General features: G+C 55.3%; 11 protein-coding genes. All 11 read left to right on the top strand.

The annotated features are described in order from the left end of the window. The first annotated feature begins 36 nt into the window (after nucleotides 1-36). The 11 genes from HZA73_01290 (at nucleotide 37) to HZA73_01340 (ending at nucleotide 11,795) form a co-directional block, all read left to right on the top strand. Nucleotides 37-3,129 (top strand): T9SS type A sorting domain-containing protein, encoded by a 3,093-nt coding sequence (locus HZA73_01290; GenBank protein MBI5804660.1) that lies wholly within the window; start codon nucleotides 37-39, stop codon nucleotides 3,127-3,129. A 108-nt stretch (nucleotides 3,130-3,237) separates the two neighbouring features. Then, complete coding sequence (locus HZA73_01295) at nucleotides 3,238-3,453, top strand: hypothetical protein (protein ID MBI5804661.1); 216 nt, start codon at nucleotides 3,238-3,240, stop codon at nucleotides 3,451-3,453. Nucleotides 3,454-3,631: 178 nt separating this feature from the next. Then, entirely contained in the window at nucleotides 3,632-5,410 is a 1,779-nt protein-coding gene (locus HZA73_01300) for a methylmalonyl-CoA mutase family protein (protein MBI5804662.1), read from the top strand. 106 nt (nucleotides 5,411-5,516) lie between these two features. Continuing rightward, nucleotides 5,517-5,873 carry a DMT family protein gene (locus HZA73_01305; protein MBI5804663.1) on the top strand — a complete coding sequence of 119 codons (357 nt, stop codon included), beginning with the start codon at nucleotides 5,517-5,519 and terminating at the stop codon, nucleotides 5,871-5,873. A gap of 142 nt (nucleotides 5,874-6,015) precedes the next feature. Continuing rightward, the gene (locus HZA73_01310; protein MBI5804664.1) at nucleotides 6,016-6,720 is read left to right on the top strand and encodes a TerC family protein; all 705 of its coding nucleotides are present in this window, start codon (nucleotides 6,016-6,018) and stop codon (nucleotides 6,718-6,720) included. A 115-nt stretch (nucleotides 6,721-6,835) separates the two neighbouring features. Continuing rightward, nucleotides 6,836-7,222, top strand: a complete 387-nt coding sequence (locus tag HZA73_01315; protein MBI5804665.1) for a cobalamin B12-binding domain-containing protein — start codon at nucleotides 6,836-6,838, stop codon at nucleotides 7,220-7,222. 115 nt (nucleotides 7,223-7,337) lie between these two features. Continuing rightward, nucleotides 7,338-7,553 (top strand): hypothetical protein, encoded by a 216-nt coding sequence (locus HZA73_01320; GenBank protein ID MBI5804666.1) that lies wholly within the window; start codon nucleotides 7,338-7,340, stop codon nucleotides 7,551-7,553. Beyond that, a complete protein-coding gene (locus HZA73_01325) occupies nucleotides 7,532-8,098 on the top strand; it encodes a hypothetical protein (GenBank protein ID MBI5804667.1) in 567 nt (188 codons plus the stop codon). The genes HZA73_01320 and HZA73_01325 overlap by 22 nt, the downstream gene beginning before the upstream one ends. Before the next feature lie 520 nt (nucleotides 8,099-8,618). Further along, entirely contained in the window at nucleotides 8,619-9,113 is a 495-nt protein-coding gene (locus HZA73_01330; GenBank protein ID MBI5804668.1) for a hypothetical protein, read from the top strand. Between the two features lie 112 nt (nucleotides 9,114-9,225). Beyond that, complete coding sequence (gene meaB / locus HZA73_01335; GenBank protein ID MBI5804669.1) at nucleotides 9,226-10,179, top strand: methylmalonyl Co-A mutase-associated GTPase MeaB; 954 nt, start codon at nucleotides 9,226-9,228, stop codon at nucleotides 10,177-10,179. Nucleotides 10,180-10,196: 17 nt separating this feature from the next. Further along, nucleotides 10,197-11,795, top strand: coding sequence for a DUF3667 domain-containing protein (locus tag HZA73_01340; protein ID MBI5804670.1), 1,599 nt, complete (start codon nucleotides 10,197-10,199; stop codon nucleotides 11,793-11,795).

Below are 11,795 nucleotides of genomic sequence, written 5' to 3' on the forward strand. Positions count from 1 at the left end.
AATTATTTTAGGAACAATAAGCAAAGGAGAACACCAATGAAGTCTTGCCGTAAATTATTCTTGCTGGCGCTGGCCGTGGTCACACTGGCGGCTATTCCGTCTTCAGCCGACTGGCACACTGCCACGGTGGGTGTGGGTGAGAGCGGTACTTACCCGATGATGGCCATCGATCCGGTGCGTAATCTTACCTTTACGGCCAACACGCCGTCGAACACCATCACCGTTGTAAACGGCCGCACCAACCAGGTCCAAACCTGGTTTCCCGGACAGAATCCCCGGTTCCTGGCGGTCAATCCCGTCACCGGCAAATTGTATGTATCCATCAACGGTTCAGCCACAAATGATACGGTGGTAATTTTCGACACCACCGGGACCATAATAAAAAAAATGCCGGTCAAGAAAGAGCCCTGGTCGATGGTGGTCGATTCCGACAATGACCGGCTGTATGTGGCCAACAGCGGCAGTGATACCATCAGCATCTTTGCCAGCGATACTTTGTGGCTATCATACCCGGTCAATGATGGACCGGCGCACCTGTTTTTAAACCCGATTAACCATGCCCTATTCATTACCTATGGAAACTCCAACAGCGTCGGAACCCTTAACCTGGGCCAGTACAGCATCATGCACATTACCACCGGACAGCGGGCGATCGGTCTGGCCATCAACGCCGCAGCCAACAAGGTCTATGTGGCCAATGCCCTTGAGGACAGCGTCACAGTGATTGATTGTGCAATAGTTCCGCCGGAGGCGATCAAAAAAATCAAAGTGGGCGACTATCCGATGTCGGTGGTGACCGATCCGGGGGCGAAGACAGTTTATGTGGCCAATAATCTGGGCGGTACGGTCACCGCCATCAATTGTTCGACCAATGCCGTGGTCAGCGATGTCCCGGTAAAATTAGGCCCCGACCTGATGGCCATCAACCCATCCACCGGAAAACTTTACATTACCCATGGCATGACTGACAACATTGTGACGGTGCTCGACTGGAAAAGCGGCCTGCGCGACTCAGTGGTATTGGGCCATGCTCCAAGCACGCTGGCCCTGAACCCGGCCACCAACAAGATATATGTGCGCGTGGAGGCCGGTAACCCCGACAGCCTGGCGGTGATCGACGGCTCGGACTTTGATACCACCATCACGGCCTCCAAGAGCGGCACCCAGTTCGCCGCGGTCAACCACATCACAGGCGACGTCTTCTTCAGCAACAGCAGCAGCGACAATGTAACCGTGATCAAGGCCAACGGGGACACAATGACCATCGTGGTGGGCGACGATCCAAGGATGATCACGGTGAATCCTCTGAGCAACAAGGTGTTCGTCTGCAACTTCGCCAGCAAATCAGTTTCGGTGATCAACGGCGCCAGCTACTCAGTGGAGCGAACCATAACAGTGGATACCCTGCCCACCATAGTGGCGGTCAATCCCCTGACCAACTATATCTACGTTAACAGTTTCTTTGCCTCGGCCAACCGGGTCAAGGTAATAGACGGGAAGGACTGGGACACCACCTCGGTGCTGGTGGGATCCAAGCCGTTCTCCATCGCAGTAAATCCAGCCACCAACCGCATCTATGTGGGCAATGATGTCAGCAATACGGTCACGGTGATAGACGGGGCGAGCCACACGGTGCTAACCTCGGTTTCGGTCAACCGGCCGTACAAGATAGACATCAATCCGGTGACCAACAAGATCTACGCGGCCAAGCTCCAGACCGGGGGCCAGGTAGCGGTGATAGACGGGGCCACTAACACCAGCACCAATGTGACCGTGGGCAACTGGCCGTCCGGGGTGGCGGTGAACCGGGCTAACAACAAGATCTACGTCACCAATTACAACGACAGCACCGTGACCGAGATCGACGGAGCCACCAACGGCACCAGCACCATCAAGGTGGGGGTACATCCGGAATGGATCGCGGCCGACCCGGTGACGGGCAAGGTCTTCGTCTCCAACAGCGACGGCAGCAGCCTGAGCATCATAGACTGCGCCAGCCGCAGCGTCAAGACCATGACTATGCCGGCGGGACCCAGACAGGTGGTTGTGAATCCGGCCATCGGCAAGGTATACCTGGCCTGCTACACCGCCGGTCGGGCGGTGGTTCTTGATCAGGTCGTGGAGCAGGATACAAAAGTAACCACCGATGACAACGAGGCCACCTGGAAATATATTTTCACTGGAAACAGCAAAAACCAGGTAGTGACCTCAACCAACCATTGGACCCCGTACAATACGACCATAAGCGAAGGAGTTTTCTGCTTGGCCACAAACCAATCGTTCTGGAAGTTCGGGACGTACTCCTCCAGCACCGATTCTTCGCTGGACTGGCTGACCGGAAATGACTGGAGAGCCGACACCGCGATCTACGGCGACAATGTTTATCTTCGCGGAGCGTTGGAGACCCAGTCGGCCACGACCAATAATTTGGGCGCAGGAACGCCTTTTATGGGTAATATCACAACCTATGTGATGTACCGAATAGATTATGCAGCTCCGACCATCGCCTGGTGGGACAGCCTGGACGCCGATAATGATTCGCTGGATGGCTATGGGCCTTATACGGTCAAAGCGGTGATCACCGATTTTTCGGGGGTGGATTATGCAACATTATACTATCAAATGTCTGGCAAATCATGGCCTTCAGTGGCTATGACCAGGGCTGCTGCGGATACTTTTATTGCAGAAATACCAGCCCAAATAGTTACGGAAGGCGATACCGCGGTGATGTCGTATATGATCGACGCAGGTGATCATGCCAATATTGCCATTAACAGCAGCAATACGATTTCATCAAATATCCGCTCCTTCCGCCTCCGCAACCTTACCGGAGTGGAGGGCAACCCAACCGATCCGGCCCTGCCCAAGATCTTTGCCCTGCAGGCGGCTTACCCTAATCCATCGCGCGGTCAAACTGTCATCAAATACCAGTTGCCCAAAGCATCCGATGTCCGGCTTCAGGTCTACAATGTGGCCGGGCAATTGGTGAAGACCATCAACGAAGGACAGAAGCCGGCCGGGTATCACCAGGTCAAAATTAACGACAATACCATGGCTAATGGCATCTATTTCTACCAGCTTAAGGCAGGGAATTTCAGCGCCACCAAGAAACTTCTGATAGTCAAATAAACCGGAACTCAGACCAAAAAGGGACTGTGAAAACAGTCCCTTTTTTATTTTGCATTTTTTAATGGATAGTGCTATAATATTTTTGCAATATACCATAAAGGAGCGCCCATGAAAAAGCTGAAAAAGATCACCTCGGCTGCGGCCATGGTGGTGATGGCCATCTGTCTCTACACTTTTCTGCTGGGCAACGGGGTGTTTCAGGGAAAGTTCAGCAACGACGGGATGTCCTGGTATTTTTTGGCCAAGGGCATTTACTGCTCTTTAACAATGTACCTGCTGGCCCTGGTGCTGGAGATGCTCCACGAACGGAAGGACAAAAACTGAATACCAACTACCGCGGCCTTTCCCGCGAAACACGCAAAAATCGCTAAATATTGATGGTTTAAATTAAAAAGTATTTCGCGTATCTTTCGGCGCCGCACAGGACAAGTTTTGCGGGTAGAGATGCCAACTAATGGCAAAAAACATCATCATATAAATCTTCACAACAGGCAGGTGAATCATGAAAAGCGCAAAGACCAAGATCAAAGCCAAGCCCAAGATCAAAAAAGCCGTCAAAACGGTGAAGAAGAAAACTCCGGCCAAGAAGCCGACCCTCAAAGTGGCTGTCCAGCCCAAGAAGCAGGATCTGTTCACCACTCTCAAGGAATGGGACAACACCTGCGTCCAGCCGATGCTGGCCAAGTACCCCGAGCGCAAGAAGCAGTTCCTGTCCACCTCGGGCGACGAGGTCAAGCGGGTTTACACCCCCTGCGAGACCGAGGGCCTGGATTACCAGAAAGATCTGGGCTTCCCCGGCCAGTACCCCTATACCCGGGGCGTCCAGCCCACCATGTACCGGGGAAAGTTCTGGACCATGCGCCAGTACGCCGGCTTCGGCGATGCGGCCGAGTCTAACAAGCGCTACAAGTATCTTTTGGCCCAGGGCCAGACCGGGCTGTCCATCGCCTTTGACCTGCCCACCCAGATCGGCTACGACTCCGACGACCCCATGTCCGCCGGCGAGGTGGGCAAGGTGGGCGTGGCCATCGATTCTTTGGCCGACATGGAAATATTGTTCGACGGTATTCCATTGGACAAGGTCTCCACCTCCATGACCATCAACGCCCCGGCCGGGGTACTGCTGGCCATGTACGTGGCGGTGGCCGAGAAGCAGGGGGTAAAGGCCGACCAGCTTAACGGCACCATCCAGAACGACATTCTAAAGGAATACATCGCCCGTGGCACCTACATCTTCCCCCCCACGCCCAGCATGCGGCTGATCACCGACATCTTTGAATACTGCGCCAAGCAGGTGCCCAAGTGGAACACCATCAGCATCTCGGGCTATCACATCCGCGAAGCCGGTTCTTCCGCCACCCAGGAAGTGGCCTTTACCCTGGCCGACGGCATCGCCTACGTCCAGGCGGCCATCGCCTCGGGCCTGAGCGTGGACGACTTCTCCTCGCGCCTTTCGTTCTTCTTCAATTCGCACAACGATCTTTTGGAAGAGGTGGCCAAGTTTAGGGCCGCCCGCCGGATCTGGGCCCGGATCATGAAGGAAAGGTTCAAGGCCCAAAAGGCCTCGTCCCAGATGCTGCGCTTCCATACCCAGACCGCCGGCAGCACCCTGACCGCCCAGCAGCCGGACAACAACATCATCCGGGTCACCATCCAGACATTGGCCGCGGTTTTGGGCGGCACCCAGAGCCTGCACACCAACTCCCGCGACGAGGCCCTGGCCCTGCCCACCGAGGATTCGGTCCGCATCGCCCTGCGCACCCAGCAGATAGTGGCCCACGAGTCCGGCGCAGCCGATACCGTTGATCCCCTGGCCGGCTCCTATTACGTGGAGGCCCGGACCAGCGAGATAGAGAAGGCAGCCCTGGAATACATCGCCAAGATAGACAAGCTGGGCGGGATGGTGAAGGCCATCGAGAAGGGCTATGTCCAGAAAGAGATCCAGGACAGCGCCTACCGCTACCAGAAGGACGTGGAGGCCCAGGAGCGGATCGTGGTCGGGGTCAACAAATTCACGGTAAAGGAAGAGGCTCCCAAGAATCTGCTGAAGGTTTCCCAGGCGGTGCAGGACGCCCAGATGAAGCGGCTGGCCGAGATGAAGGCCAAGCGTGACAACGAGGCGGTAAAGAAGGCGCTGGGCGAGATCCACCGGGCTGCCCACGGCAGCGAGAACCTGATGCCCTTCATCGTGGACGCGGTGCGGAAGTACGCCACGCTGGGAGAGATCTGCGGAGTGCTGAGAGAAGTGTTCGGGGAGTACCAGGAATCGGTGGTACTGTAAAGCAAAAAACAAAAGACACCCCTCTTGTTCTCCCCTTATTAGGGGAGAGGTCTGCGCACCAAGTCCCCTCTTGGGGAAGAGGGGAGCAAGGGGTGTGTCCTGATATATGAAACCATACTACCTAACCACCGGCCTGTTGTGCGTCAGCAACATCTTCATGACCTTCGCCTGGTACGGGCACCTTAAGAACATGTCCGGGCGGTCGTGGTTCTTGGCCGCTTTGGTCAGCTGGGGCATCGCCCTGTTCGAGTACTTAGTGCAGGTGCCGGCCAACCGCATCGGCTACAAGGTGATGAACGTGGGCCAGTTGAAGATCCTGCAGGAAGTGATCACCTTAAGCGTGTTCGTGCCGTTCTCCATTTTGTATCTGCGGGAGAAGCCCAGCCTGGATTACCTGTGGGCCGGGTTGTGCTTGCTGGGCGCGGTGTTCTTTTTGTTTAGGGCGAAATTGTTTGGGACCTAAGTCCCCTCTCGAGAGGGGAACGAGGGGTGTGTGGCGGGCACCCGGTTATGACACACCCCTATCACCCCCTCTTATTAGAGGGGACTTTGGAAGCGCCAAGAACATAACCTATTGTAAAAGCATCTAACAACATTCAAGTCCTATGACCGACGCACTCATCCTTCTGGCCCTGCTCATCGGACTGGAACTGGTCCTGGGCGTGGACAACATCCTGGTGATCTCCATCTTCGTGGGGCGGCTTCCGGCCGGAGAGCGCAACAAGGCCCGCCTGCTGGGCCTGGCCTTTGCCCTGCTGGCCCGGGTCGTGATGCTGGTCATTCTGCTTTGGCTGGCCAAACTTACCAACCCGCTGTTCCTTAACCTTTCGGTGCGGGACCTGATCCTGCTGGCCGGGGGCATGTTCCTGCTGTACAAGGCGGTGACTGAGATCCACCACACCGTGGAGTTGAAGGAAGAACAGCATCGGGAGAAAAAAGCCAAGCAGGCCTTTGCGGCGGTGATCACCCAGATAGTGCTTTTGGACATAGTGTTCTCCATAGACTCGGTGGTGACGGCCATCGGGCTGACCAGCCAGCTGTGGGTGATAATTGCGGCGGTCATCGTCTCCTTTGCCGCCATATTGTTCGCGGCCAAGCCCATCGGGGATTTCATCCTGGACCGGCCCACTTTGAAGATCCTGGCCCTGTCGTTTTTGATCACCATCGGGATCACCATTTTCATGGAGGGGATGCACAAGCACGTGCCCAAGGCCTATATTTACCTGCCGATGGGCTTTGCCCTGCTGGTGGAGATGCTGCAGCTGAGGTATGAGCATAATAAGAAGCGGAAGGTGCCGGAGGCTACTTGAAACTGATAGTTTCCAAGTCCCTTCTTGGGGAAGAGGGGAACAAGGGGTGTGTCCATAGGAGCAGCAAGGTTTTTTATAAAACAAATATTTTGTCATATAAACTAGGAGCATTCACATGCCAAACAAGATCCGCATCCTCATCGCCAAGCCCGGCCTGGACGGGCACGACCGCGGCGCCAAGTACATCGCCCGGGCCCTGCGCGACGCCGGGTTCGAGGTGATCTACACCGGCCTGCGCCAGACCCCGGAGGCCATCGCCGCCGCCGCCGTCCAGGAGGACGTGCAGTGGGTAGGGCTGTCCTGCCTGTCCGGGGCCCACAATTCCCTGTTCCCCCGGGTGGTCCAGTTGCTAAAAGAAAAGAACGCCCCGGACATCAAGGTCTTCGGCGGCGGGGTGATCCCGGCCGACGACATCCCGGGACTGAAGGCCGCCGGGATCAAGGAGATCTTCACTCCCGGGGCCTCGTCCCAGCAGGTGGTGGATTACATCAACCAAAATTAGTTTTACCACAAAAAAGCACAAAGGGCACACAATAAATCTGTAAGGGTGATTGATCAATCGCGCGAAGTTTCCAATTTGCCCGTAACGATTTACAAGTTACCATTTAAGGGGAACCGTGGATATCAAGGCCCGGCCCAATCACAAAATATATATAAAAGCCCTCAGGGCCATGAGCCCCGAACAGAGGCTGGCCAAGGCCTTTGAGCTGTCGGATTTTTCCCGCCGGCTTTTCCAGGACGGCCTAAGACGGCGGTTTCCCGGCATGTCCGAGCCGGAACTGCACCGGCTAATGCTAAAAAGGCTGAATAAATGTCACAACAGGAACTATTAAAAAAGGCCGCCGGGGCTTTGGAAGCAGCCGGGATCCCCTATATGCTCACCGGCTCCACGGTCTCCAGCATGCAGGGAGAGCCCCGGGCCACTCATGACATAGACATGGTGGTCGTGGTTAGCCAGAAACAGCTCTCGGAACTGGCCGCCGTGTTTGCCGCTCCGGATTATCATTATGATATCATGGCCGCCCAAGCAGCCGTCTCGGCCCGCAGCATGTTCAATGTCATCGAGACGGCCAGCGGAGACAAGATAGATTTTTGGTTATTGACCGAAGATCCGTTTGACCGGGAACGTTTCGCCCGGCGGCGGCGGGAGGAGGTTTTCGGGTTCCCGGTTTACGTTTCCAGTCCCGAGGATACCATTATGATGAAACTCCGTTGGGCCAAACTTTCCGGCGGCAGTCAAAAGCAGTTTCAGGACGCCCTCAGGGTCTACGAAGTGCAGGGGGCAAGCCTGGATGAGAGTTATATCGGGAAATGGGCGGCGGTTTTGGAGGTTGGTGATATGTGGCGACAGATAAAAGAACAGGCGGAACCGGTATAAAATGGCGTTACCTGCACTTTCCCGGCAGGTGGATTGCAGAAACAAGAACTTATCCTTCGGTTTGTTTGGTAACAAGCCTTTCCTTCGAAGGAGCTTCGGCAGACTAAGCCGGGTAGTATAGGGCAAGTAATAGGGTGATCTTTAAGGCGGTGGTGTCCCTTCGATTCGCAGGGCATTGTTAGCGGTTCACAAGGATCAAATTAAAAACCGGACAAAAAATAAAAGAGGCCGTGGATATCCATGGCCTCTTTTATTCTGCAATAACGTTTACCATGCAAGGACACACAAACACGACCAGGCCAGCTAATCTTTCTGTTGGCGGGCATTGCAACAATTACATGACAGATGTGTTTTCCGAAAGACTAAATAGCATGATCATGGACCACTAAAATATCATCACCAAGGGCTATAACAACTCGTACCATAAGGCTTTATGTGACTGGTTGTCTCCTGGCATACGCTTTGCTTAATATAAATGGAGAAAGGATATTAAGCAAATAATAACGTACGGAGGCCAACCATGAAAAGCATTCTTTTGATTCTATTTTTTGTTCTGGCGATATTGACCGGACAAACCATAGCCCAAAGTGCCGGAAGCGATGTTCCGGTATCTCTTAGCTATGCTGATTTGGCCTCAGCCGGAACGATTCCGGTCAAACCGGCGGAAGATGTTTTTTCCCGTAGAGATGAAAACGCCGCCAACTATCAGGCTCAAAGCCAGAAACCAGTGGCTGCGATAGTTGGTATCCAGCCGGAAGCGCTTAAGAATGAAACCGTGATCCTGTTCCGGGTCAACGGCGCAACGGGCAGTGAAACGGCGGTGCGGTTATGCATCTTTGATCCGGCGGGTTGCGAAGTGGCGGTGCTGGTAGACGATCTGCTGGAGCCCGACAGTTATCAGGTAAGGTGGGACGGACGGGACGGCAGCGAACGCCTGGTTTCCAACGGTCTTTACTTTACGCGGCTATCGGCAGCCGGCCTGGTGGTCACCCAAAAAATGACAGTAGACAGATAGTACGATAGCCAGCCAGAAGCCCCGATCATCTTCGGGGCTTCTTTTTTTTGATTTATGTTGAAAATGCGGAGGATATCTGTTATTATTTGATGAACTGAAAATCAAAATACACATGAAAGAACTGGCCGGTAAAATAATCAGCGGAGACATCCGCTCCATAGCCCGGGGCATCACCGTGATCGAGAACGACGATGCCGGGTCGGCCCTGCTATTGAAGGAGCTTTACCGGCATACCGGGAAGGCCTACCTGATAGGCATCACCGGGCCGCCGGGCGGCGGCAAGTCAACTTTGGTTGACAAGCTGATCAAGCTTTACCGGGGACAAAAGAAAAAGGTCGGGGTGCTGGCGGTGGACCCCTCCAGCCCATTCTCCGGCGGGGCCATTCTGGGCGACCGGGTAAGGATGCAGCAGCACGCCACCGACGGCGGGGTCTTCATCCGCTCCATGGGCAGCCGCGGGCATCTGGGCGGGCTGGCCCTGGCCACCACCGACGCCGCCAAGATACTGGACGCCGCCGGGTACGACATCGTGATCTTCGAGACGGTGGGCATCGGGCAGTCCGAGGTGGAAGTGGCCGGCCGGGTGGACACCACGGTGCTGGTCACAGTCCCCGGCCTGGGAGACGACGTCCAGGTGCTGAAGGCCGGGACCATGGAGATCGCCGACATCTTCGCGGTCAACAAGGCCGACCGGGAGGGGGTGGAGCGCTGCGTGATTGAGCTGGAGCAGCTGCTGTCGGTAAAGGAGATGGACCAAAGCACATTTCTACCGCCCATCCTGCAGCTGGTGGCCAAGGAGAACCAGGGGGTCAAGGAATTGGCCGCGGCCATAGAAAAGCACCGGGAATACCTGATGAACGAAGGCCGGCTGGAAGCCAAGCGCCGGGCCCGGGTCAAGGACGAGGTACACAACATCATCACCAACCGGCTGGACAAATGGGCCCGGGCCAAACTGACCCACGACATGGAGACCAGGGAGAACCTGGAGGAATTGTACCAGAAGAAGACCGATCCATACTCGGTGGCCCTGGAGATCATCAATCAGCTGGGCATAGAAAAACCCTGAAAGAAGGTTGAGGCCCAATGAACCCATGGCTTGATCTGATACTGCTGGCCGTCACGGCTTTATTGTTCCGGCATTTTTATATTTTAAGCCTGAGACCGGACGGGAATGCAGTTGAACCGGAAAGGGGCTGGCGCAGCCGCGCCGCCCAGTACCGGTTCTTTTCTTTGATCCTGCTGGCGGCACATCTGTTCCTTTTCTTTTCCTGCCGTCATTGCCCGCTGTCCCTGAAATGGCTGGAAAAACTGCCCTGGCCCTCCGCCCTCTCTTCTCTGGTTGGTTTCATCCTGCTGTTCCCAGCCGCCTACCATCTTTGGGGCGGGCTTAAGGCAGCCGGCCGCAAAAGTATTTTCCCCGGCCCCGGCCCCTCCTTGTTCGGGGGTATCTACCTAAAACTGCGCCATCCCCAGTTCCTGGGCCTGCTGTTATTCTTGATGTCCGCCGCGCTTCTTTCCAATTCCCCGGCGATGCTGACGGTCTCCATAGTTTGGGTTTTCATCATCCGTTCTCTGATCAAGGCCGAAGACAAAGGACTGGAAGCGGAACTGGGAGATGTTTACAGGGAATACCGTAATAATACCGGAGCCTTCATCACCATCGAAAGATCGCCGAAGCATCACCAATTGACCCACTGTCTGAATTGCAGGGAGGGGCTTAAGGGAGAGTATTGCTATAAGTGCGGCCAAAAGGGGACCGAGATCGACGTGCCCATTGGCGAGGTGATCCAGGAGTTCTTAAGGGACGAGCTGAAGATAGACGCCCGGCTGGGCCACACCATCATTCCCCTGCTTTTCAAGCCCGGCCTGCTCACCGCCGACTACATCGCCGGCCGCCGGGTCCGCTACGTGCCGCCGCTAAGGATGTATGTCTTCATCAGCTTGGTGATGTTCTTTCTTCTGGCATTAAGCAGCCGTCACGTGGACCTGGGAAAGATCATCACCACCGCTGAACAGGAGGCCGACAGCACCGGGGCCGTCTCTTCCGCGGACAGCGTCTCCCAAGTGTTAAAGGAAGCCGGCATCGGTGATTCTCTGATCACAAGGGTTTTGAAGCGCCATGAGATCGTTGATCCAAGTCTGACCAAGGATGGAGAAGGATCACAGCCGGCAGCTTCCGGTCTTTCCCTGCATTTAACGGATTCCACCGAAGCCCCAGGCGACACCACGGGTTTCCTCCATCGCTTTGAGAAAGCGGCCGAGCATGGCTGGGAAAAGGCCAAGGAAGACCCGGAAAAGGTGATGGAGCTGGCGGTGGAAAAATTCGGGCACATAATGTTCCTGCTGCTGCCGATCTTTGCCCTGCTGTTAAAGCTGCTTTACCTCCGGAGGGGCCGTTATTTCATGCAGCACCTGATATTCTCCCTGCACTTTCATGCCTACGTGTTCTTCGTTCTTTCGATCATCCTGACCATCAATCTCTGGGGAGGCGGGTTCCTGAAACAGCACGCGGACTACCTTTTCTGGCTGTTGCCGTTCTACCTGCTGCTGGCCATGAAAAGGTTCTACGGCCAGGACCTGGGAAAGACCGTGGTCAAGTTCCTGCTGTTGTCCTTCAATTACGGGATCATATTCGTGCTGGGGGTGGCGCTGGCCTTCGTCTTTTCCCTGATGTCGCTGTAG

The organism is candidate division TA06 bacterium, assembly GCA_016235665.1.
Lineage (GTDB): Bacteria > Edwardsbacteria > AC1 > AC1 > EtOH8 > UBA5202.

Excerpts from the sequence above, each read along its gene's own strand:
- HZA73_01310 (MBI5804664.1), top strand. The coding sequence starts at position 6,016 with ATGACCGACGCACTCATCCTTCTGGCCCTGCTCATCGGACTGGAACTG.
- HZA73_01305 (MBI5804663.1), top strand. The coding sequence starts at position 5,517 with ATGAAACCATACTACCTAACCACCGGCCTGTTGTGCGTCAGCAACATC.
- HZA73_01325 (MBI5804667.1), top strand. The coding sequence starts at position 7,532 with ATGTCACAACAGGAACTATTAAAAAAGGCCGCCGGGGCTTTGGAAGCA.
- HZA73_01340 (MBI5804670.1), top strand. The coding sequence starts at position 10,197 with ATGAACCCATGGCTTGATCTGATACTGCTGGCCGTCACGGCTTTATTG.
- HZA73_01315 (MBI5804665.1), top strand. The coding sequence starts at position 6,836 with ATGCCAAACAAGATCCGCATCCTCATCGCCAAGCCCGGCCTGGACGGG.
- HZA73_01295 (MBI5804661.1), top strand. The coding sequence starts at position 3,238 with ATGAAAAAGCTGAAAAAGATCACCTCGGCTGCGGCCATGGTGGTGATG.
- HZA73_01300 (MBI5804662.1), top strand. The coding sequence starts at position 3,632 with ATGAAAAGCGCAAAGACCAAGATCAAAGCCAAGCCCAAGATCAAAAAA.
- meaB (MBI5804669.1), top strand. The coding sequence starts at position 9,226 with ATGAAAGAACTGGCCGGTAAAATAATCAGCGGAGACATCCGCTCCATA.
- HZA73_01290 (MBI5804660.1), top strand. The coding sequence starts at position 37 with ATGAAGTCTTGCCGTAAATTATTCTTGCTGGCGCTGGCCGTGGTCACA.
- HZA73_01330 (MBI5804668.1), top strand. The coding sequence starts at position 8,619 with ATGAAAAGCATTCTTTTGATTCTATTTTTTGTTCTGGCGATATTGACC.